Source organism: Serratia sp. M24T3 (genome assembly GCF_000257645.1).
GTDB lineage: Bacteria > Pseudomonadota > Gammaproteobacteria > Enterobacterales > Enterobacteriaceae > Rouxiella.
The window spans coordinates 140,058-163,110 of record NZ_AJHJ01000005.1 but is presented as its reverse complement, the minus strand read 5'-3'; the positions used below and the strand labels follow the sequence as shown (position 1 = coordinate 163,110).

The window sequence follows — 23,053 nt, the reverse complement described above, 5'->3', positions numbered from 1 at the left end:
AATAACCCCGCCTTTTAACTAAGCAGAATGAGCTTTCAGTATCTTGGGCCGGTTGACCTAGACTGATCGGTCTATTACCGTAGTGACAGAAATTGACGAACAATTAGTCCATTAATCATTAGGGATCGCCGAACATGTCAAAACTTTTTACACCCATCGTCGTAGGTAAAAAAACCTTACCAAACCGCGTTTTTATGGCTCCGTTGACTCGCCTGCGCAGCATTGAACCTGGCGATATTCCTACTCCGCTGATGGGCGAATATTATGCACAGCGCCACAGTTCAGGCCTGATTATCACTGAGGCGACGCAAATCTCCTTCCAGGCAAAAGGCTACGCCGGTGCGCCGGGACTGCATACGCCAGAGCAAACCGCAGCCTGGAAAAAAATCGTTGCCGGTGTTCACGCCAAAGAAGGTCATATCGCCGTTCAACTGTGGCACACTGGCCGTATCTCACACTCCAGTTTGCAGCCTGACAATCTGGCGCCAGTGGCTCCTTCAGCCATTGCTGCAGGCACTCGTACTAGCCTGCGTGACGAAAACGGCAATGCCATTCGTGAAGAAACTTCAACGCCTCGCGCGCTGGAAACTCATGAAATTTCGGGCATCGTTAACGATTTCCGCCTGGCGGCTGCCCATTCCCGCGAAGCAGACTTTGACTACATTGAGTTGCATGCCGCGCACGGATACTTGCTACACCAGTTCATGTCTCCGGCATCAAACGTGCGTGACGACCAGTACGGCGGCACTGTTGAAAATCGGACTCGCCTGACACTTGAAGTGGTAGATGCGACGGTGTCAGAAATTGGTGCCGATCGTGTGGGTATCCGCATCTCTCCGCTTGGTCCGTTCAATGGTCTGGACAACGGTGAAGATCAGGAAGCTGCAGCGGTTTATCTACTCGATGAATTGAACAAACGCAATCTGGCATACCTGCACATCTCCGAGCCAGACTGGGCCGGCGGCCAGCCTTACAGCGAAAAATTCCGTAAAATTATTCGCCAGCATTATCAGGGCGTGATAGTTGGCGCAGGCGCTTACAGTGCCGAGAAAGGCGAAGAATTGATTGCCAAAGGCTACATTGATGCCGTCGCTTTTGGTCGTAGCTACATTGCCAACCCGGATCTGGTCGAGCGCCTGAAAAGCCACGCGCCACTAAACGCCCCACAGCCAGAAACCTTCTACGGCGGCGGTGCCAAGGGCTATACCGATTACCCAACACTGTAAATTATCGTTAATCCAGACTTTGAATTAGACAGTGTTTACAGACTGTACAGTCGTGGCGTCTATTACAGACAAAACGGCTGTATTACGTTAGTCTACTTGTTCGATAGTATTTAACTGGCAATAGTATTTAACTGGCAATCAGAGGGAATTATGCGTTTACTCCATACCATGATCCGCGTTGGCGATATGCAGCGCTCCATTAAATTTTATACTGAAGTACTGGGCATGCGAGTGCTGCGTACCAGCCAAAATACTGAGTACAAATACGATCTGGCTTTCGTTGGCTATGAAGATGAAAGCAAAGGCGCTGTTATTGAACTGACCTATAACTACGGCGTTGACAGTTATGACCACGGCACCGCTTTTGGTCATCTGGCGCTGGGCGTCGATAACGTGGCACAAACTTGCGAAGACATCCGCAAAGCCGGTGGTAGCGTAGTGCGCGAAGCTGGCCCGGTTAAAGGCGGCACGACTATTATTGCCTTCGTTGAAGATCCAGATGGTTATAAAATCGAGTTAATCGAATCAAAACACGCTGGTCAGGGCCTGGGTAATTAATCCCGCCGGAGACAGCTATCAAGGGCGCGAAGGTTGCGCCCTTTTTTCATTTCATACTCCTTTCCTGCATCTGGCCTGAAAATTTGCCATAATGCGCGCTGAATTCGTTTAAAGATAAGATACCAATGGCTGACAAAAGTGACATTAACGCCCTGAAAGGTCGTTTCCGTGGGTTTTACCCCGTGGTAATAGATGTAGAAACCGCCGGATTTAATGCCCAGACCGACGCCCTGCTTGAAATCGCAGCCGTGACATTGAAAATGGATGAAGATGGTTGGCTGCAAAACGATGAAACGCTGCATTTTCACGTCGAACCGTTTGAAGGATCGATACTTCATCCGGAAGCGCTGGCCTTCAACGGTATTGATCCGACCAACCCGCTGCGCGGCGCTGTCAGCGAATATGACGCGCTACATGCCATTTTTAAGGCGATTCGCAAGGGGATGAAAGAACAGGATTGCAACCGAGCCATTATCGTTGCGCATAATGCTAATTTCGATCACAGTTTTATGATGGCGGCGGCAGAGCGTGCAGGTCTCAAGCGTAACCCGTTCCATCCATTCGCCACGTTCGATACTGCCGCGCTGAGCGGGCTGGTGCTTGGTCAAACGGTGTTGGCGAAAGCGTGTATCAGCGCCGGGATGACCTTTGACAGCTCACAGGCGCACTCGGCACTGTATGATACCGAGCAAACGGCACATCTATTTTGTGAATTGGTGAATCGTTGGAAACGTCTGGGCGGCTGGCCTTTGCCTATTGCCGAAGATGAGAACGAAGAGTCAAAATAAGCATTACTGCCGTTTTAGCAGGCAACTGACATAAAAAAAGAGCGGCTAACTGAGCCGCTCTTTCTATTTATCTTTATACGCCGATGTAAACTACTTTAGCCCGGAGAGAATCTACGCAGGGTAGAACTAACCTCGACGTATAATCAAGCCATTACTCAGGCTGTTCTTCCTGAGATTTATACTTTTCAGCCGTTTCTTTGATCAGCTGCTGCAATTCGCCACGCTGATACATTTCAATCACGATATCACAACCGCCGACCAGCTCTCCGTCAACCCACAGCTGTGGGAAAGTAGGCCAGTTGGCAAATTTTGGCATCTCGGCACGGATATCCGGATTTAGCAGAATATCAACATAAGCAAAACGCTCACCACAGGCAGAAAGTGCCTGCACGGCCTGAGCAGAGAAACCGCAGCTTGGCAGTTTTGGAGAGCCCTTCATATAAAGAAGAATTGGGTTCTCGGAAACTTGCTGTTGGATCTTTTCAATAGTAGTGGTCATTTTATTGCTTCCTCAAGCCAGTAATTGGCTGTCACGGTCATTACTTATTTAATAAAAACACCAATTTTTATAGGGTTTTTATGTCTTAAACGGATGCATCGCTCTAATGTCAGTGATAGTATCCCTGATTGTTAAAACAGTGCAAAAATAAAGATGCATATAGAATAACATTTTTGTTCTGTGACTTTAACCCACTCGATCATTTAAGGATCTTTTGAATGATGTGAGTTTAACCCTATGAATATTGGTTAATTTTACAGCGTCATAGCTTAAAAAACGCGCTGAAAAAAAGTTATTAACTTTTACTCACAATATGAATTAGAATCGAAGCAATTCGTGCTGTTTTGTCTCCCGCTTTTGGGGAATACTGGGACATCTTTAGATGTTTAACTTCGGCCTAATATTGGTAGCGACGCCATGCGTTTAATGTTTACGCTTTTTGTGCTGCTGTTTACCCAGCTTTTTTTGAATTTGGCGCATGCTTCGCCAACGAATCGTGTTTCTGCTCAACAGGCAGAAAAGCACGTTAGTCAGGCAAAACCTGATGAGCGACGAAAGCGAAAAGTTGTAGCCAGAAGCAATAAAAAGTCAAAAATTGTTCCGGTCAAAGAACAATCAAAAGCCAAAGAACATAGCAAGACCAAAGAACCTGTTCATGCCAAAGCCGCGGTTGAGCACAAGCACCCTACCAGCACTAAGTTGGTGCGACGAAAGAACGAAAAACCGGTAGCAGCACGACTGGCAAGTCACAAAACTGAAAAGCCGAAAAAAGAAATAACATCAATTACCCGTTCTCTTGCCACCACATCTAATGTGGTTTGTGCGAAAGACGGAAAAAAAACTTACGGGCGACATCGTAAGCACCAGGTAAAATCCGATACTTGCGCCCCCCTTACACTAAGCGCGGCACACAAGAAAAAGTATCTACATGCCAAAGAAACCGCGATGAACAAGCTGATGCACCAGGTTGGCAAACCTTATCGCTGGGGTGGAACCTCACCGAGTACCGGTTTCGACTGTAGTGGCCTGGTTTATTATGCCTACAAAGATTTGATGCGCATTAAAATGCCTCGCACCGCCAATGAAATGTACCATTTGCGCGACGCGGCCCCGATACAACGTGGTGAGCTTGAGTCAGGCGATCTGGTGTTCTTCAGAATTACCAAACGCGGCGCAGCAGATCACGTAGGTGTTTATCTCGGAAACGGTAAGTTTATTCAGTCACCGCGTACCGGAGAAGACATCAAAATCAGTTATCTGGCAGATAACTACTGGCAAGATCACTATGTAGGTGCACGCCGCGTAATGACGCCAAAAACGATTCGTTAAATAATGATTTCTCGCTTAACACCTGTGAATAGCATTTAACGAATGGTTTAAATTTAACGCCGTCGGCGAAATAGATAAAATAGTCAAGGGCGATTTCTGCGATAAGAAATCGCCCTTTTTGTTTCCTCATTCCCTCATTTAAGCCATTCAATGCGCTGAGTTAAGGCGAAAACACAAATTTGGCTTCCCCTTTTTTAAGATATAAGAGAAAATTAGCGGTTACCACGCTGTGTGCCCGGCCGTAGTTGACCGACGCTTCTTTCAGGCCCTCCTGGAACCATCCAACGATTTGACTGCATAAAATGATTTACGCAGTTGAATGCACGCAGGCAAACGATTAACAAAAAACTAACGTGCTGGAAAGGGTTAGTTCAGGAGTGATTTTTACATGGCCACGATCAAAGATGTCGCTAAGCGCGCAGGTGTTTCGACTACAACCGTGTCGCACGTCATCAATAAAACCCGTTTCGTCGCCGAAGAAACCAAAGCTGCAGTCCGCGCAGCCATTAAAGATTTGCACTATTCCCCGAGTGCCGTAGCGCGCAGTCTGAAGGTTAATAATACAAAAACCATTGGACTGCTGGCGACCTCAAGCGAAGCGCCCTACTTTGCAGAAGTGATTGAGGCTGTAGAGAACAGCTGCTTCGCCAAAGGCTATACGCTTATCTTATGTAATTCGCACAATGATCTGGAAAAACAGAAAGCCTATCTACAGATGCTGGCGCAAAAGCGCGTCGATGGCCTGCTGGTAATGTGTGCTGAATACCCGGATGAACTGCTGGCAATGCTAGAAGAGTACCGCTCGATCCCGATGGTCGTTATGGACTGGGGCGAAGCACAGAATGACTTTACTGACTCAATTATCGATAACGCCTTTGCGGGGGGTTATCTTGCTGGCCGTTATCTTATCGAACGCGGTCATCGTGACATTGGCGCGATCCCGGGACAACTGAACCGCAACACCGGCGGCGGTCGTTATCGTGGTTTCTTGAAAGCATTGAGCGAAGCGAATATTCCAGTTCGCGATGAATGGGTCGTTCAGGGTGATTTTGAACCAGAATCTGGCTATCAGGCAATGCAACAGATTCTCAATCAGAAACAGCGACCTACTGCCGTATTCTGCGGCGGTGACGTAATGGCGATGGGCGCAATCTGCGCTGCCGATGAAATGGGCCTGCGTGTTCCGCAAGATATCTCGGTGATGGGTTACGATAACCTGCGAAACGCGCGTTATTTCTCTCCGGCACTGACTACGGTTCATCAGCCGAAAGAGCGTCTGGGCGAAATGGCCTTTACTATGCTGCTCGACCGCATTATCAGCAAACGCGAAGTTCAGCAGACTATCGAAGTCAAACCGAAACTGGTTGAAAGGCGCTCGGTTGCCGATGGTCCATTCCGCGACTATCGCCGTTAATTTCTGCCCTGCCATAAAACACGTCTGTTCTTACAGGCGTGTTTTTACCTCAACCACTCCTGATTCAACGTTTCACTGTCACCTAAATAATTGAGCAGCCAGTCCAGCGCAGGCGAGTGATTTTTCTGGTCCCAAGTCAGGCAGCAGGGACTCTCGGGGAAACTGTTAGCCAATTTCAACACCGCCAGCTTGTTCTCGCTGATTTCCTTTTCCACCATGTGCACTGGCAGCATGCCGACACACAGCCCCTCGCATAGGCAGTCAATCGCACAGGTCCAGTCAGGCACCACTAGCCGCCGCTGATTGTCCAGTGTCCAGGTATCGCGTTTAGGCAAGTTTCTTGAGGTATCTTCAATACATAGCGCAGGGTAAGGTCTTAATGCATCGTCGTCCAGGGCCTGCTGCTGCTCGGCCAAAGGATGTTTTGCGCTGACCACACAGTGCCACGGCAGCGTCCCCATGTCGCGGAAACTGAAACGGCCGCCAACCGGCACTGCGCTAGTGGCTCCAATAGCGACGTCCGCACGATCGTCTGCCAGCGCGTCCCAAACCCCGTTAAATACTTCGCCCTGAATCTGCAGTTCTGTATCGGGAAAAGCGCGATAGAAATCGACCACCAGCTGCCTGACTCGGCGCGGCTTGACGATACGGTCAACGGCAACCCGCAGCTGCCCGCTCCAGCCATTGGCCACCTGCTGGCATTGACGCCTGGTGGATAGCATTTTTTTGATAAGTATGCGAGCTTCATCAACAAAAAGCCGACCCGCAGGTGTCAACTCTACATCACGATGGCGTCTGTGAAACAGAGGCACGGCCAGCCATTCCTCCAACTGCCGCACTTGATAACTAATGGCCGATGGAACGCGGTTAAGCTCCTGCGCGGCGCCAGTAAAGCTGCCATTTCTGGCAACGGCGTCCACCACTTCCAGTGAATATTCAGACCACATGCCGCCCTCCTTTCAGCTTGCACATCATTCCACTCTTCTGCTTTCAAATTTTTTAATCGCATGGTGCAAATATTAACGTTTCACAACCACTAAGCCAAGCAGATACACTCCCGTGCTTCAAGTACCCTACGATACTTTTGACTGCTTTTTAGATTAATAAGAGAACATCATGAAACCCTCATTTGGATTTTTACTTTATCTTGCCGGCTTGAGCATGCTTGGCTTTTTAGCCACCGATATGTATTTGCCCGCATTTGGCAGCATGCAGGAAAGCCTGGCAACCTCAGCCAGCGCCATAAGCTCAAGCCTGAGCATTTTCCTTGGCGGTTTTGCCGTCGCTCAGCTGTTTTGGGGCCCGTTGTCGGATCGTTTTGGCCGCCGCCCGATCTTGCTGAGCGGGCTGGGCCTGTTCTCAATGAGCTGTCTGGGGATGATTTGGGTACAGAGTAGCGAACTGTTACTGGTGCTGCGTTTTTTACAGGCAGTCGGCGTTTGTGCAGCGGCGGTGAGCTGGCAGGCTCTCGTCGTAGATCGCTACTCTTCTGAGGTAGCCAAGCGCACCTTTGCCAGTATCATGCCGCTGGTGGCGCTCTCTCCAGCTCTAGCCCCGCTAGTCGGCGCCTATGTGCTTAATCATTTCAATTGGCGGGTTATATTTGCCTTGCTGCTAGTGATCGGCGCGCTGCTGCTGTTCTTTACTTTGACATTAAAAGAATCGCGCAAAACGGCTGCACAGCAATCTCAGCCACAAAGCGGGCTTGCGGCAATGCTCACATCGCCAGTGTATAGCGGTAACGTACTGATTTATGCAGCAAGTTCGGCTGGATTTTTTGCCTGGCTCACCGGTTCGCCGTTTATTTTAAGCAATATGGGGTATGGCCCATCGGCAATAGGGCTCAGCTATGTGCCTCAAACCATTGCATTTTTATTCGGTGGTTACGGCTGCCGTATGTTGATCGCCAAAATTGATGGCTCTCGACTGCTACCCTGGCTTTTATTCGGCTATGCTTTTAGCGTTATTTCACTATATTTAATTGCAACCTTAACGCAGGCGACGCTAACGGGATTACTTATTCCATTCTGCTTTATGGCATTGGTTAATGGTGCCAGTTACCCAATTGTCGTTGCCAATGCATTAATGACATTTCCTGCCAATACAGGAAAGGCAGCTGCGTTGCAGAATACCATGCAGTTGGGATTGTGTTTTTTATCGAGCATGCTGGTTTCGACTTTTATCGAACAGCCATTGGTTTCCACAGTCACGGTAATGCTGACAACGGTAATTTTGGTTGGAATAGGTTATTGGTTGGTGGCGCGTTCAGCCAAAGAACAGAAGTCTGGACATCCAGAAGCAAAGCATGCTAACTGATTGAAATAATACCCTGCGTTACAATAACTTGAACAATATATGCGCCTGTTACGATTTAATATTGAGAATGGGCGCTGTCGAGCTTATACTCAATTCAACATAACAAAATAACACTTTTACAAAACTTTTATCACAAGTAACTTTTGGGCGCGGGTAACGCGTCACATTTAATAGTGCAAGGATGTTTCACCGCGGCGAATATTCGTCAGGTGTCCTCTGTATTTTCCTCTGTTCATAGTCATATATCAGATAAGGCGGGTTACCCGTCTGTTCTCATTAGACCTGCCGATAGCCGACGCTTTTTAAGCAGGTTAATAAGTCAGAAGAGAAAGTGATGGAGAAGCTATGAGTTCATCGTGTGTAGAAGACCTGAGTATTCAAGATAATCAGTGGTACCGAATCGCGAGCGAAATGTTAACTATGGCTGGCATTGAGGTTAATGGAACCCGCCCTTTTGACATTACCGTTAAAAATCCCGATTTCTTTAAGCGCGTCCTGCAGGAAGGTTCTCTCGGTCTCGGCGAAAGTTACATGGACGGTTGGTGGGAATGTGAAAGACTCGACATTTTCTTCCAGCGTGTTGTCGCCGCCGGGCTGGAAAGCAAGCTTCCGCATCATTTGAAGGACACGCTGCGCATCGCTGCGGCAAGACTGACTAACCTGCAATCCAGAAAACGCGCCTGGATCGTCGGTAAAGAACATTATGACCTCGGCAACGACCTGTTCAGCAAAATGCTTGACCCGTATATGCAATATTCTTGCGGATACTGGAAAGACGCCACGACGCTTGAACAGGCTCAAGAAGCCAAATTGAAAATGATCTGCGATAAACTTCAGCTTCAGCCCGGGCAACGCCTGCTTGATATTGGCTGTGGATGGGGGGGGCTGGCGGAATATGCTGCCCGGCATTATGGCGTTAGCGTATTTGGCGTCACTATCTCGGCAGAACAGCAAAAGATGGCTCAGCAGCGTTGCGAAGGCCTTGACGTGACCATTTTGCTGCAAGACTATCGTGATCTCAATGACCAGTTTGACCGCATTGTCTCGGTCGGGATGTTCGAACACGTTGGGCCTAAAAACTACCAGACCTATTTCAACGTGGTAAAACGTAATCTCAAACCGGAAGGTCTCTTCCTGCTGCACACCATCGGTGCCAATAAAACTGATCTGAACGTCGATCCGTGGATTGATAAATATATTTTCCCGAATGGCTGCCTGCCATCGGTAAAACATATTGCCCAACACACTGAAGGGCTGTTCGTGATGGAAGACTGGCACAATATCGGGGCGGACTATGATCGCACTCTGATGGCGTGGTATGAACGTTTCCTGCAGGCTTGGCCGACTATTGCCGATAACTATACCGGCCGTTTCCACCGTATGTTCAGCTATTATCTGAATGCTTGCGCCGGTGCATTCCGCGCGCGTGATATTCAGCTGTGGCAAGTGGTTCTTAGCCCGAATGGCGTTGACGGCGGTATTCGCGTGCCGCGATAAGCGCTGTGACGACAAAGTTTATATGCTAAAAAGCCGAAAACAGGTGAACTGTTTCCGGCTTTTTTTAATCGCTATATTTCACTGCTGTTCAGGTAGCTTATCTCAGAGAAAATCTTCTTTCGGCTGCTGTTCAGCTAATGCCGCAGCGGCTGCCTGTGCAGCTTCACGGCTGGCAAGTACGCGCTCAACGGTGTCGACGATCGCCTGGGTTTGAGGGTCAATCTCAATATTGATTTTATCGCCCAAGCGTTTGGTGCCCAGCGTAGTGCGCTCCAGCGTCTCGGGGATCAGGTGCACGCAGAAGCGAGTAGGTGTCACCTCGCCCACCGTCAGGCTGATGCCGTCGATGCCGATATAACCTTTGTGCAGAATATATTTCATGTATTCCGGGTGAGGCATGCGGAACCAGATTTGGCGATTATTTTCCGACAACAGGATCTTTTGCACTTCTGCAGTACAAACAATATGGCCGGACATCAAATGGCCGCCAATTTCATCATTAAAGCTGGCAGCGCGCTCCAGATTGACCTCGTCCCCCTCTTTCAGATCGCCGAGATTGGTCAAGCGCAGGGTTTCTTTAATCAGATCAAAACTTACCAGGGAGCCCTCTACTTTTGTTACCGTCAGGCAGCAGCCGTTATGAGCTACTGAAGCCCCCAACGCCAGGTTAGGCAGCATTTCCACGGGCATTTGCACCACGTGAGTTCTGAAATTAGGTTTTTCATCAATTGACACAACTGTGCCTCTGCCCTGCACTATTCCGGTAAACATTAGGCGCGCCTCGCAAATTTAAAAATTATCGCAATTCATAATATTGATAAGTTTGCCGTAGATCCTTAGGAAAACCAAACTCTAATCAGGCCTCACAGCACATCTGCACACCTTCGGCACTGCCGCGGCGTTCATAAAAAATCAATAGAGACTTATCTCAGCTGATTGATAGTTCTCAAAATATAACCATGCAATTTGCTAAAAAAACCTGACAAGGTACAATCTTTCAGCAATTTCTCACTATATTATCGTCACCCTCGGGTGGCGTTTTTGGTTTATTCAACATTATAAAAAGGTGTAATGCGTGCAGAAGTACCTTACAGAAGCGCGTAGTTTATTGGCTCTCGCGATCCCCGTTATCCTGGCTCAAATTGCACAAACCTCGATGGGTGTTGTCGACACCATCATGGCAGGCTCGGTCAGCGCAACCGATATGGCTGCAGTTGCCGTCGGCACATCAATATGGCTTCCTGCCATATTGTTTGGTCACGGACTTTTATTATCTTTAACCCCAACCGTGGCACATCTGAACGGCGCGGGCCGTCGTGACAAGATTGGCGATCAGGTGCAGCAGGGCTTTTGGCTGGCCGCCGCCGTTTCACTGCTGGTCATGGTAGTCATTTATCACTGTGACCACATTATTGGCCTGATGCACAATATCGATCCGCTGCTGAAAGAAAAAGCCATCGGCTATCTGCGCGCCATTATGTGGGGCGCGCCAGGCTACCTGTTCTTTCAGGTGTTGCGCGATCAGTGCGAAGGTCTGTCAAAAACCAAACCGGGCATGGTGTTCGGGTTTATCGGACTGCTGGTTAATATTCCTGTTAACTATATTTTTATTTACGGCAAGTTTGGTGCCCCTGCACTCGGTGGAGTAGGCTGTGGTGTGGCAACGGGGACGGTGTATTGGGTGATGTTTATCATGATGCGCATCTACACCAAACGCGCCTATTGGATGAAAGATATCGTCGCCACAAAATCTTTCGCCAAACCTGACTGGACGGTGTTAAAACGTCTGGCACAGCTGGGTTTACCGGTAGCGTTGGCGCTATTTTTCGAGGTGACGCTATTTGCCGTAGTTGCCCTGCTGGTTTCCCCACTGGGCATTGTAGCGGTGGCAAGCCATCAAATTGCGCTCAATGTCGGCTCGCTGATGTTTGTCGTGCCGCTATCGTTGGGAGTGTCAGCAACTATTCGCGTCGGATCACGGCTTGGGGAGTCCAATCCTGCAGCGGCAAAAGTTTCGGCTTACACCAGCATCGCCACGGGTATTGTGATGGCGTGTTTCATTGCCAGCGCCGCCGTAGTGTTTCGCGTCCACATCGCGCGGCTGTACAACGATAACCCCGAAGTAATCAGCTTAGCCTCTCACCTGATGCTGTTTGCAGCCATCTTCCAGATTTCAGATGCAGTACAGGTGATAAGCAGCGGCGTGTTGCGCGGCTATAAAGACACGCGTTCTATTTTCTATATTACTTTCACCGCCTACTGGATTCTGGGCTTGCCGATTGGCTACCTGTTGGCATTAACGGATTATCTGGTTCCCGCCATGGGGCCAAGCGGATTTTGGTGCGGATTTATTATCGGCCTGACTTTTGCCGCCACCATGATGTCATTACGGATGCGCTGGATACAAAAACAGTCATCGTTTTCGATATTACAACGCGCAGGGCGCTAGTTTTCAATTCAACACGGTGCGCTGTTTTTAGGCAGCGCGCCGCCGTTAATGTGCAAAAAATCAACGCAATGAGCGTTAGCTCACCAATCAAACGCATTATGTCAATAAAATGCATTTTTTCCCTTGCCAGTAATCCGGTAGGTCGTTAATATTCGTCCCCGCTGCCACACTGGCAGGCAGAGATAACGATGCGTCCGTAGCTCAGTTGGTTAGAGCACCACCTTGACATGGTGGGGGTCGGTGATTCGAGTTCACTCGGACGCACCAAATCTGCAGAATCCAGGCTATCGCAGTCTTGAATCTACGTTGTAATTTGCATTTTGATGTGCGTCCGTAGCTCAGTTGGTTAGAGCACCACCTTGACATGGTGGGGGTCGGTGATTCGAGTTCACTCGGACGCACCAAAGCAAACTTCCAGGCAGTTCTTCATCACTTTTCCAAGTCACTCGTCTCTCTTATCACCCCAACCGAAACTTTCAGCCTTTCGTTTAATAATTTTCAGATCCTTACCTGGTTTAAATTCGCGCCCAATGTTACCGCCAATTTCCATTTGTTAATGCCTGAAAACACCTTATAAGCGAACGCCTATTATTTCTGATTAATTGCGCAACAAAGGCGCAGTCAAACTCGCTTTATTGCGCATCCTGCGAATTTTTGTTTGGTTTACCCCCCTCCTACCCTCTATACTAGCAGTAACAAAAACTGGCACAGTTTCTTAGATTGAATGGATTCAGCCCCTTGATCTATCGATATCGTCATAAAACAAGTGTTTTAACTACTGAAACGATTAAAACTCGTCCAGATATCTTTGTGCCCGTCGAACTTTACACAACATTTCTGCCGTACTCGCCTATTCTTAGTAATGTTTTATTCAAACTGAAGCGTTTCCAAAACCAGGTCGTAAATCCATTCAGCGCGGACGGTGACCGCCTTGCCGCCATGCGCACTCTTATCCTATCCATCACAACTTGTAGAAAAAATCGTCATGAAAAAGACTAAAATTGTTTGTACTATCGGACCAAAAACTGAATCCGAAGAGATGCTGACTAAACTGCTTGATGCAGGTATGAACGTCATGCGTTTAAACTTTTCTCACGGTGATTATGAAGAGCACGGTCAGCGCATCAAGAATATCCGCAACGTCATGGAAAAAACCGGCAAGAAAGCAGGCATCCTGCTGGATACCAAAGGCCCGGAAATCCGCACTATCAAGCTTGAAGGCGGCAAAGACGCCTCTCTGGTTGCCGGTCAGACTTTCGTTTTCACCACTGACCAGAGCGTAATCGGTAATAACGAACGCGTTGCCGTTACCTACAGTGGTTTTGCAGCCGACCTGAAAGTTGGCAATACCGTACTGGTAGACGATGGTCTAATCGGTATGGAAGTCACCCACGTCACTGATAATGAAGTAACCTGTAAAGTCCTGAACAACGGCGACCTGGGCGAAAACAAAGGCGTTAACCTGCCGGGCGTTTCTATCGCTCTGCCTGCACTGGCCGAGAAAGACAAACGCGACCTGATTTTCGGTTGTGAACAGGGCGTCGATTTCGTTGCTGCTTCTTTCATTCGCAAACGTTCTGACGTTATCGAAATTCGTGAGCATCTGAAAACGCACGGCGGCGAGCACATTCAGATTATCTCTAAAATCGAAAACCAGGAAGGTCTGAACAACTTCGATGAAATCCTCGAAGCTTCAGACGGCATCATGGTTGCTCGTGGCGACCTGGGCGTTGAAATCCCGGTTGAAGAAGTTATTTTCGCGCAGAAAATGATGATCGAGAAATGTAACCGTGCGCGCAAAGTGGTTATTACCGCGACGCAAATGCTCGATTCTATGATCAAAAACCCGCGCCCTACCCGTGCAGAAGCTGGTGACGTGGCTAACGCCATCATCGACGGCACTGACGCCGTGATGCTGTCAGGTGAAAGCGCCAAAGGTAAGTATCCGCTGGAAGCCGTCACTATCATGGCAACCATTTGCGAACGTACCGATCGCGTAATGCCGAGCCGTATCGATGGTCAGAACGACAGCCGTAAACTGCGCATCACCGAAGCTGTTTGCCGCGGTGCAGTAGAAATGGCCGAAAAGCTGGACGCTCCACTGATCGTCGTAGCGACCAATGGCGGTAAATCAGCCATTGCCGTGCGTAAGTACTTCCCTAACGCGCTGATCCTCGCACTGACCACCAATGAAGTGACTGCTCGTCAGTTGATCTTGACCAAGGGTGTAATCACCCAACTGGTTAAAGAAATCGCGTCAACTGACGATTTCTACCGCATTGGTAAAGAAGCTGCACTCGAAAGTGGCCTGGCGCAAAAAGGCGACAAAGTGGTTATGGTTTCTGGTGCTTTGGTTCCAAGCGGCACCACAAACACCTCTTCTGTGCATACGCTGTAACAGATATATCGTTAAGCAATTAAAAAACGCCACCTGATGTGGCGTTTTTTTTTATCTTTTTTCAGAAATTTTAAGAAAACCTTGTCAAATACGATGTTCTGAAAATGGGACAAGTCTCATGGAATCAGCCTGTTTTAGATAACGTTTTTCAACTTTTATGTAAAAAAAGATGCTTCTTTGAGCGAATGAACAAAATAAAGCATTTGGGGGTAAAAATTTATTCTCATTAGAAAAAGGTTTGTGTAATACTTGTATCGCTACATGGAGATTAACTTAATCTAGAGGGTTTTATAATGAATCGCACTAAACTGGTACTGGGCGCAGTAATCCTGGGTTCTACTTTGCTGGCTGGTTGTTCAAGCAATGCAAAAATCGACCAACTGTCTTCTGACGTTTCAACTTTGAACTCTAAAGTTGATCAGTTGAGCAACGACGTTGCAGCAGTTAAAGCTGACACCCAAGCAGCCAAAGACGACGCAGCACGCGCTAACCAACGTCTTGACAACCAAGCTCACGCTTACAAGAAGTAATATTACTTCTCATAGTGAAATGGCGCACATTGTGCGCCATTTTTTTTACTTGTACATTCCCCGATTTATTCTGCCTTCCCGTTTTCATTAAAACGCCTTAACGTCTCTATATCGCTTCTTAAACCACTTAAATCCCACCTTCACTGTCGCTTGCACTTTCAAATAAAAACGCCACCAAATCGTTTTGGTGGCGTTTAGAGGGCATTAATGTCTTATAAATCGCTTATCAGCGTCTTACTGGTTTATAAAAACACGCTAAAAGCCTTAAAGAGATGAGATCGACTCAGCTACAGGCGGCTTGTTCACATCCGCTGAACCCTGGTTCACAATCACCGGCATTCCAGAACGGCGCGTAATCGCGTCAGTCAGCACATCTTTATTGGTTGCGTGATCGGCTTTAAATTTTTTTAATGCCGCGTTCAACGCAATCGGCATGGTCTGCGGATCGTCTTTCTCGGTGTGAGATAACGGCTGATGTACCTCGACATAGCGTTTGCCGTCGGGCTCAACATCAAACTTAATCGGCTGATTGATCACCTGAACACGGGTGCCTTTCGGTACGCTTTTAAACAGCGCTTCGATATCATCAGGACGCAGGCGAATGCAGCCAGAGCTAACGCGCATACCAATCCCGAAATTGGCATTTGTGCCATGGATCAAGTAATGCCCCTGACCCGCAGCGAGACGCATCGCGAAAAGACCCATTGGATTTTCCGGCCCGGCAGGGACAACGCCAGGTAAGGTAATGCCCTGCTCTTTAAGGTAGATTTTGCGTATATTCGGCGTCGGTGTCCACGTTGGATTTGGAATTTTCTGGCTGACTGAGGTTACCATTTCCGGCGTACTACGCCCCAACTGGCCAATACCAATAGGGTAAACCACCACCTTATTTTCCCCCTTCGGGTAATAGTAAAGGCGTAATTCAGCCAGATTAATCACAATACCCTCGCGTTTTGTCGCGGGCAAAAGCATCTGGCTGGGGATAGTTAATACGGTACCAGGCTTTGGTAACAGCGGATCGACGCCCGGATTTGCCTCAAGCATGGCAATCAGTCCAATTTGATATTTGGCGGCAACGGCTTCGAGCGGCTTGCCATCATTAGGCACAACATATGTGGTATTTTCGCCAATCAGGCGGCTATCGTCAGGCGGGAGAGGGTATTCGGCGGCGTGAGCGGCGCTGATTCCGGCAGTAAGCGTAGTAGCGAAAAGTATTCCCATCAGGGACAAAGTTAGTTTCATGCTAGTTCCTGTTCTTCTCGATTATTAACCCAAAGTTATCATCTCAAGGGTCGTTTATTTTGCGAGAATAGGAAAGCATCAAGAACTAGCCCGACTCATTAGCAGAACATTCCTAATGAACCGAGCTATCACAGAGGTCAGACAGGCTTAGCCCATGACCGTTGCTTTGGCACGGATAGCGCGGATCATCGCTTCCAGTCCCTGCGAACGGGATGGAGTCAGATGCTGGCTAAGCTCAAGCTCGCCAAAGAATGGACGAACGTCGAGCGCAACAATTTCTTCAGCCGTCAAGCCGTGATACAGGCTAAACACTATCGCCAGCAAGCCTTTAACGATTGCAGCATCGCTGTCACCGGCAAACTCCACCTGGCCATTTTCAGCGGCGTGCATCACAATCCATACCTGGCTTTGACAGCCAGAGATCAGATTCTGCGCCTGTCGATTTTCATCGCTTAACGGCGCTAACAGCGCGCCAAGCTCGATCACGTATAGATATTTCTCTTCCCAGTTCGGGCACCGGGAAAAATTTTTCACTAACTTTTGCTTGTCTGGCAAATTTGCCATAAAAAACCATCCTGCTTTTTGCGTATCGTTAACCCAGCAGCAGACTAATACGTTTTAGCCCTGCAACCAAGCGGTCAACTTCTTCGCGAGTGTTATACATAGCAAGAGAAGCACGGCACATTGCCGGTACGCCAAAGAATGACATCAGTGGCATAGCGCAGTGGTGTCCGGTGCGGATAGCAATGCCATACTGGTCGAGAAAGCTGCCTACATCATAAGCGTGATGCTTGCCGAGATTAAACGCAATTACGCCAGAACGAATGGCCGGACCATAGATATGGATATCCGGGATATCGGCCATCGCCTCAAGCGCGTAGCTCATTAGCGCCGACTCGTATTCATGAATGGCATCCAGACCCAGCTCGTTGACATAGTCAAACGCCGCGCCCAGACCAATCATGCCACCCGTGTTCGGTGAACCCGCTTCAAAACGCCAAGGCGCTTTCACATAGGTGGTGCCTTCGGTCAGGCTAACATGCTTGATCATCGAACCGCCGCCTTCCCACGGTGGCATTTCATCAAGCAGTGCAGCTTTGCCGTAGAGAATGCCGATTCCGGTTGGTCCATAAAGCTTATGGCCCGAGAAGACATAAAAGTCGCAATCCAGCGCCTGCACATCAACCTTGTGATGCATTACCGCCTGCGCGCCATCTACCAGCACATATAAACCAGCGGCTTTCGCCTGAGGAATAATTGTTTCAATAGGGTTGCGCGTGCCTAAAACATTGGAAACGTGCGCCAACGCCAATAGCTTGGTTTGTGGAGTCAACAGTGACGCGAACTGAGCCATATCCAGCTCGCCTTCCGGCGTCAGGTGCCAGATATCGATATGCAGCCCGCGCTCCTGGGCGATCATCTGCCATGGCACGATGTTGGCGTGATGCTCCATCTCGGTAATGATGATGCGATCGCCCGCAGAAAGCTTGGTGCGGCCAAAAGTGTTGGCAACCAGATTGATCGCTTCCGTCGTGCCTTTCACAAACACGATTTCTTCGGCAGATGCCGCATTAATAAATGCGGCGGCCTGCTTGCGAACGTTTTCCATCTGCTCGGTGGCTTCAACGCTGAGAGTATGAATTCCACGGTGCACTGCGGCATAGTCGTGCTGATAGAATTCGCTCTCGCGCTCAATGACTTGACGTGGTTTTTGCGCGCTAGCGGCGCTGTCCAGGTAAGCCAGAGGCTGGCCGTTAACTTCACGGCTCAGCAGAGGGAAATCTTTACGCACTCGTTCCAGTGGAAAACTCATTACTCACCTCGATTCAATCGGCCTGCAATGCGTGCAATGACGATTTTGCGCAATGTTTCATTTTCAATCGCTTCTGTAAGTTCTGCAGCAAAAGCGAAAATGATCATGTTACGTGCGTCAAAAGCGTTAATCCCACGGGCGCGCAGATAGAACAGTTGCTCTTCATCCATACGACCGATAGTCGCACCGTGACCGCATTTGACATCGTCAGCCCAGATAACCAGCTGCGGCTTGGTGTCAACTTCTGCCTTGTCACTGAGCAGCAAATTGTTGTTAGTCATCTTGCCATCGGTCTTGATTGCGTCTTTCGCGACGTAAATCATACCGTTGAACACCGCTTTGGCTTTATCGTTAACGATAACCTTGTGCAACTGATGACTGTTGCAATAGCCTTTGTTGTGCTCGAGATAAGTACGGGTGTCAGCCAGTTCTGAATCCATTGGCAGCAGCAGGCTGTTCATGTTCAGGTTACTGCCTTCACCATTGTGACGAGCACTGGTGTGATGACGAGTTAGCCCGGCGCCCAACAGGAAGCTGTTGCTGGTCACATTGGCATCACGACCGATAGTCAGGTCATTGTGGGCAAAGTGATAACTTGCCTGACTTTCGAATGACAGCTTGTAGTGGCTTAGTGTGGCGTTATCGCCAATGTTCGCCGTCAAACGTGCACCGGTAAAATGCCCCAGCTCGTTCAGGCTAACGTAATGCTCAATAACTTCAGCGTTGGCACCGCTCTCAATTTCAAGATGATAACGGTGATGTACGGTATTGATTTCACGAGACTTATCGCGACCGCTGCTGATGTGCAGCAAATATAGCGCCTTCTCGGCCTGCTTGCCTTTCGGCAGGCGGATCTTAAGACCGTGCTGGGCCAGACTTTCGGTCAGATGCAGGAAAACTTCTGATTCGATAGCTTCTGGAAGCGTTTGCTGAATAGCCGGTGTCAGCTTTTCAATCTCGAAATCGCCAGTAGCAGAGTCACTCAGCTGCGGGCTGAAACGTCCGTCAATAAACACCAGTCGATAGGCATCAATCGGCAATGCCAGCTCTTTCAGAGCCTCGGCGGACAGGTCCTGTTCTTCCGGTAAGAAGAACTGATTGCCTAATAACGGAGCAACCGGTGTGTATTTCCAGTCTTCCATTTTCGCATGCGGAAAACCGAGGCGCAAAACTTGCTGCCAGTGGTTGTGGGCATGGGAAGACTGCTCGCCACCCAGGCTTTCAAACAGACGGTAAAACTGCTGCATAGCATGCGAGCTACCGGCTGCGGGTGCATTACTCTTCGTCGGTAAGCCAGCCATAGCCCTGCTCCTCTAACTGTTTAACCAAACTGAAATCGCCAGATTTTACGATGCGGCCCTGAGACAGCACATGGACGAAATCAGGTTTGATATAGTCGAGAATACGCTGGTAGTGGGTCACAATGATAAATGCACGTTTGCCATCGCGCAGAGCGTTAACGCCGTTGGCAACGGTTTTCAAAGCATCGATGTCCAGACCGGAGTCTGTTTCATCCAGAATACACAGGCTTGGCTCCAGAGCCGCCATCTGCAGAATATCGTTACGCTTTTTCTCACCACCGGAGAAGCCAACGTTCACAGAACGAGTAAGCAAGTCGGCAGGCATTTTCAGCAACTCGATTTTTTCGTCCATGAAATCGGCGAAATCAAAACGGTCCATCGGAGGCTGTTCACGATATTTACGCACTGCGTTTACCGCAGTTTGCAGGAAAAAGTTGTTGGTGACGCCAGGGATTTCAACCGGGTATTGAAACGCCATAAATACGCCTTCGCCAGCGCGGTCTTCAGGATCCAGCTCCAGAAGATCTTTACCGTTGAACTCGACAGTACCGTCAGTCACTTCATAATCTTCACGGCCAGCAAGTGTAGCGGAAAGTGTACTTTTACCCGAACCGTTTGGTCCCATAATCGCGTGCACTTCCCCAGGCTTGATCTCGAGATCGAGCCCTTTAAGAATTTCCTTTTCTTCAACACGGACCTTCAAATTCTTAATGCTTAACATGTGTATCCTTGATTGTGCGTCTGTGCGCTCGTGTTTCTACTAATTCTGTTGTTCTTCAAGTACAGGATTTATATAACCTTAACTACGGAAAGGTTTTTAACCCACACTGTGTTCCAGACTGATGGCCAGCAGCTTCTGCGCTTCAACTGCGAATTCCAGTGGCAGCTCTGAGAAGACATCTTTACAGAAACCATTGACGATCATTGAGATAGCATCGTCTTCGCTGATCCCGCGTTGCAGGCAGTAGAACAGCTGATCTTCACCGATTTTCGAGGTTGTCGCTTCGTGTTCCAGCTGGGCAGAGTTGTTGCGCACTTCGATATACGGGAAAGTGTGTGCACCGCATTCTGCACCAATCAGCATGGAGTCACATTGGGTGAAGTTACGGGCATTCTCGGCGGATGGCAGAATTTTCACCAGGCCGCGATAACTGTTTTGACTGCGCCCGGCAGAGATACCTTTGGCAATGATGGTCGACTTGGTATTTTTACCAATGTGAATCATTTTGGTGCCGGTATCCGCCTGCTGCTTACCGCTGGTCAACGCTACAGAGAAGAATTCACCCACAGAGTTATCACCTTTGAGGATAACGCTCGGATACTTCCAGGTAATCGCCGAGCCGGTTTCAGACTGGGTCCAGGACATTTTGGAGCCAGACCCTTCGCAGATAGCGCGTTTGGTCACGAAGTTCAGAATACCGCCGCTGCTCTCTTCACTGCCTGAGAACCAGTTTTGTACGGTGGAATATTTCACTTCTGCATCTTTGAGGATAATGACTTCAACCACCGCGGCGTGCAGCTGATAGGTGTCACGTACGGGAGCGGAACAGCCTTCGATGTAGCTCACGTAGCTGCCTTCATCGGCAATCAGAATGGTACGTTCGAACTGACCGGTTTTTGCCGCGTTGATACGGAAATAAGTGGACAGCTCCATCGGGCAGCGAACGCCTTTCGGGATGTACACAAAGGTGCCGTCAGAGGCAACCGCCGCGTTCAACGCTGCGAAGAAGTTATCTTCTGGCGGAACTACGGTACCAAGGTACTGTTGAACCAGCTCTGGATAGTCGTGAATGGCTTCACCAAACGAACAGAAAATAACACCCGATTCCGCCAGCTTGTCACGATAGGTTGTAGAAACCGAAACGGAGTCAAAAATGGCATCAACCGCCACTTCTTTGCCTTCACGTACCGGGATACCTAGCTGGTCAAAGGCTTTTTCAACTTCACTGGTCAGGTAGTTTTTATCGAGCGCAGGCATTGCCAATGCATCGGCAGTAGACTGCTGAGTCGCTCCTGGTTGAGATCCGCAGGCATCATCACAGCTGCCACAGGAAGGCGCAGAATAGTAGCTGTAATCCTGATAATCCAGAGGCGTGTACTTGCCTTTAAGCCAGTGTGGTTCATCCATTTTGAGCCAAGCACGGAAAGCCTTCAGACGGAACTCAAGCATCCACTCTGGCTCATCACGCTTAGCGGAAATGGCACGGACGACATCTTCGTTGATGCCGGATGCGAGTTCATCGGTTTCAAGCGCGGTGAAAAAACCTTCTTTGTAGTTATTTTTTTCGCCAGCCCAAGACTGCACGTTGTCTGGAACTTCTACGTTGCTTCTTGACATAATAGTTACATCGCTTTGATTACATGAAAATTACAGGCCAAAACTTTCGCCACACCCGCAGGCATGCTGAGCTTTTGGATTGTTGAACTTGAAGATCTGGTTCAGTCCTTCACGGACAAAATCAACTTCAGTTCCATCGATGAAAGGCATGGCTTTCAGCGGAATGAAAATCTGTGCGCCATCGCGCTCAAAGACCAAGTCATCGCTGGCTGGTTTCTTTGTTAAATCAAGCACATAGGCAAAACCGGCGCAGCCGGACTGCTTAACTGAAAGCTGCAACCCTTTCACTTCCGGGTCCTGAGTCACTAATGTCTTGACCTGCCTGGCAGCGGAATCAGTCAGCGTCACACCTTGCCATACGTTGTCATCAAGTGAGAACGTGCCGACATTTTCAGTTTGCATATGTCTACCTCGTAAATAACTGGTTATTAATAGACAACCCTATGGTCTCTATTTTAGTGATTACATCTATCACTTCAACCTCTTGTTTTAAGAGGGTATAGCGATATTGGACGACAAACTGCTGTCTACACGTCCATAACTGAGATGCCGCCATTTTAGGCCTATTAAAAGGCACCTCATCAACTAATTGAATAAGTTGTCAATTTTTTGTTAAAAAGCGCTAACTTTCGACTTCTTGCAGGCATTTTTACCAATATGTTTTACTACGACAAAACATTCATCGGAAATACCTATTTATGTATTTCCCCTGCCCTATCGCCAAATAAGGCTCTTTTTGCCTCATAGCCCTACAAATAACAGGGATAAAAAATCTCTCAGAAAACATTGATTCGTGGCAATTTTGCCAATATTATTAATTTAATTATGATAATAGTTATCATTCAAATCGGAATGTGCTCATGGCTCACTCGGTAAATGCATGGCTTCAATCTAAAATCGACGAATATAAATTCAGTGTACGCGATGCTACCGTTGACTTTTATTTAGCTGACGCGGCATTAAACAGGCCTGAAGCCGATATTAGTCAGCTAAAAAGCTACAACAGCCTGTGCCTGGACATGGCAAATCTCTGCCTGCAAAATGGCGACGATCACAGCTATCTTCACGCGCTGAGTAAACTACATAACCGCTTGATTTTTGAAATTAATAACCCAGAACGCAATGATTTGTTTCACGTACAAAGCTATCAATTCGCCCGTCACACCTTAAAGCTGATTTGCCAGTATTATGCCATGTTAGGCATCTGGGAAAAAGCCACAGCCTTTCAAACTGACTTTGTTAAGCGAGTTCCCTTTCAACTATGAGAGACATATAAGCCTCCCCATAGGAATAGGCTTATTGTTTATCAGGTTATTATTTATATGAATCTAATTGAAATAACCTCTGCGGTTATT

21 protein-coding genes and 2 tRNA genes are annotated in these 23,053 nt (G+C 48.4%); 13 read left to right on the top strand and 10 right to left on the bottom strand.

The window, feature by feature from the left end:
• Positions 1-134: 134 nt before the first annotated feature.
• The 3 genes from SPM24T3_RS06525 to rnt all read left to right on the top strand — a co-directional run bounded on the left by SPM24T3_RS06525 (position 135) and on the right by rnt (position 2,572).
• Positions 135-1,226, top strand: coding sequence for an alkene reductase (locus SPM24T3_RS06525; protein ID WP_009635931.1), 1,092 nt, complete (start codon positions 135-137; stop codon positions 1,224-1,226).
• Between the two features lie 150 nt (positions 1,227-1,376).
• Positions 1,377-1,784, top strand: coding sequence for a lactoylglutathione lyase (gene gloA, locus SPM24T3_RS06520; protein WP_009635930.1), 408 nt, complete (start codon positions 1,377-1,379; stop codon positions 1,782-1,784).
• 125 nt (positions 1,785-1,909) lie between these two features.
• Complete coding sequence (gene rnt / locus SPM24T3_RS06515) at positions 1,910-2,572, top strand: ribonuclease T (protein WP_009635929.1); 663 nt, start codon at positions 1,910-1,912, stop codon at positions 2,570-2,572.
• Positions 2,573-2,723: 151 nt separating this feature from the next.
• Here the strand turns inward: rnt and SPM24T3_RS06510 are convergent, their stop codons facing one another.
• Complete coding sequence (locus SPM24T3_RS06510; protein WP_009635928.1) at positions 2,724-3,071, bottom strand: Grx4 family monothiol glutaredoxin; 348 nt, start codon at positions 3,069-3,071, stop codon at positions 2,724-2,726.
• A gap of 417 nt (positions 3,072-3,488) precedes the next feature.
• Between SPM24T3_RS06510 and SPM24T3_RS06505 the strand changes: the two genes are divergently transcribed.
• Together SPM24T3_RS06505 and purR are read left to right on the top strand one after the other, a co-directional pair.
• A complete protein-coding gene (locus tag SPM24T3_RS06505) occupies positions 3,489-4,400 on the top strand; it encodes a C40 family peptidase (protein WP_009635927.1) in 912 nt (303 codons plus the stop codon).
• A gap of 388 nt (positions 4,401-4,788) precedes the next feature.
• Positions 4,789-5,814, top strand: coding sequence for an HTH-type transcriptional repressor PurR (gene purR / locus SPM24T3_RS06500; RefSeq protein ID WP_009635926.1), 1,026 nt, complete (start codon positions 4,789-4,791; stop codon positions 5,812-5,814).
• Positions 5,815-5,858: 44 nt separating this feature from the next.
• Here the strand turns inward: purR and punR are convergent, their stop codons facing one another.
• Positions 5,859-6,761, bottom strand: coding sequence for a DNA-binding transcriptional activator PunR (gene punR, locus SPM24T3_RS06495; protein WP_009635925.1), 903 nt, complete (start codon positions 6,759-6,761; stop codon positions 5,859-5,861).
• A gap of 169 nt (positions 6,762-6,930) precedes the next feature.
• Here punR and punC point away from each other — a divergent pair, with 169 nt between their 5' ends.
• Positions 6,931-8,130, top strand: coding sequence for a purine nucleoside transporter PunC (gene punC, locus SPM24T3_RS06490; RefSeq protein WP_009635924.1), 1,200 nt, complete (start codon positions 6,931-6,933; stop codon positions 8,128-8,130).
• 345 nt (positions 8,131-8,475) lie between these two features.
• Positions 8,476-9,627: a cyclopropane fatty acyl phospholipid synthase gene (cfa, locus tag SPM24T3_RS06485; protein ID WP_009635923.1), complete on the top strand. Its 1,152-nt coding sequence runs from the start codon at positions 8,476-8,478 to the stop codon at positions 9,625-9,627.
• A gap of 102 nt (positions 9,628-9,729) precedes the next feature.
• Here the strand turns inward: cfa and SPM24T3_RS06480 are convergent, their stop codons facing one another.
• Positions 9,730-10,398 (bottom strand): riboflavin synthase, encoded by a 669-nt coding sequence (locus tag SPM24T3_RS06480; RefSeq protein ID WP_009635922.1) that lies wholly within the window; start codon positions 10,396-10,398, stop codon positions 9,730-9,732.
• A gap of 304 nt (positions 10,399-10,702) precedes the next feature.
• Between SPM24T3_RS06480 and SPM24T3_RS06475 the strand changes: the two genes are divergently transcribed.
• From SPM24T3_RS06475 to SPM24T3_RS06455, 5 genes are all read left to right on the top strand, one after another.
• Entirely contained in the window at positions 10,703-12,076 is a 1,374-nt protein-coding gene (locus SPM24T3_RS06475) for an MATE family efflux transporter (protein WP_009635921.1), read from the top strand.
• 190 nt (positions 12,077-12,266) lie between these two features.
• Positions 12,267-12,343: transfer RNA gene (locus tag SPM24T3_RS06470), tRNA-Val, on the top strand.
• A gap of 60 nt (positions 12,344-12,403) precedes the next feature.
• A tRNA-Val gene (locus tag SPM24T3_RS06465) sits at positions 12,404-12,480 on the top strand.
• 581 nt (positions 12,481-13,061) lie between these two features.
• On the top strand, positions 13,062-14,474 hold the full coding sequence (pykF, locus tag SPM24T3_RS06460; protein WP_009635920.1) for a pyruvate kinase PykF: 1,413 nt from the start codon (positions 13,062-13,064) through the stop codon (positions 14,472-14,474).
• Between the two features lie 293 nt (positions 14,475-14,767).
• Positions 14,768-15,004: a major outer membrane lipoprotein gene (locus tag SPM24T3_RS06455; protein WP_009635919.1), complete on the top strand. Its 237-nt coding sequence runs from the start codon at positions 14,768-14,770 to the stop codon at positions 15,002-15,004.
• Between the two features lie 264 nt (positions 15,005-15,268).
• Here SPM24T3_RS06455 and SPM24T3_RS06450 read toward each other — a convergent pair whose 3' ends face one another.
• The 7 genes from SPM24T3_RS06450 to sufA all read right to left on the bottom strand — a co-directional run bounded on the left by SPM24T3_RS06450 (position 15,269) and on the right by sufA (position 22,100).
• The gene (locus tag SPM24T3_RS06450) at positions 15,269-16,246 is read right to left on the bottom strand and encodes a L,D-transpeptidase family protein (RefSeq protein ID WP_009635918.1); all 978 of its coding nucleotides are present in this window, start codon (positions 16,244-16,246) and stop codon (positions 15,269-15,271) included.
• Positions 16,247-16,393: 147 nt separating this feature from the next.
• Entirely contained in the window at positions 16,394-16,810 is a 417-nt protein-coding gene (gene sufE / locus SPM24T3_RS06445) for a cysteine desulfuration protein SufE (protein ID WP_009635917.1), read from the bottom strand.
• A gap of 28 nt (positions 16,811-16,838) precedes the next feature.
• Positions 16,839-18,059: a cysteine desulfurase SufS gene (gene sufS, locus SPM24T3_RS06440; protein WP_009635916.1), complete on the bottom strand. Its 1,221-nt coding sequence runs from the start codon at positions 18,057-18,059 to the stop codon at positions 16,839-16,841.
• A complete protein-coding gene (sufD, locus tag SPM24T3_RS06435) occupies positions 18,059-19,360 on the bottom strand; it encodes a Fe-S cluster assembly protein SufD (RefSeq protein WP_009635915.1) in 1,302 nt (433 codons plus the stop codon). Before sufD ends, sufS begins: the two co-directional genes overlap by 1 nt.
• Positions 19,335-20,081 carry a Fe-S cluster assembly ATPase SufC gene (gene sufC, locus SPM24T3_RS06430; protein ID WP_009635914.1) on the bottom strand — a complete coding sequence of 249 codons (747 nt, stop codon included), beginning with the start codon at positions 20,079-20,081 and terminating at the stop codon, positions 19,335-19,337. Before sufC ends, sufD begins: the two co-directional genes overlap by 26 nt.
• Before the next feature lie 96 nt (positions 20,082-20,177).
• Complete coding sequence (gene sufB / locus SPM24T3_RS06425) at positions 20,178-21,698, bottom strand: Fe-S cluster assembly protein SufB (RefSeq protein ID WP_009635913.1); 1,521 nt, start codon at positions 21,696-21,698, stop codon at positions 20,178-20,180.
• A 30-nt stretch (positions 21,699-21,728) separates the two neighbouring features.
• Positions 21,729-22,100 (bottom strand): Fe-S cluster assembly scaffold SufA, encoded by a 372-nt coding sequence (sufA, locus tag SPM24T3_RS06420; protein WP_009635912.1) that lies wholly within the window; start codon positions 22,098-22,100, stop codon positions 21,729-21,731.
• Positions 22,101-22,558: 458 nt separating this feature from the next.
• Between sufA and SPM24T3_RS06415 the strand changes: the two genes are divergently transcribed.
• Positions 22,559-22,963: a hypothetical protein gene (locus SPM24T3_RS06415; RefSeq protein WP_009635911.1), complete on the top strand. Its 405-nt coding sequence runs from the start codon at positions 22,559-22,561 to the stop codon at positions 22,961-22,963.
• Positions 22,964-23,053: the final 90 nt, after the last annotated feature.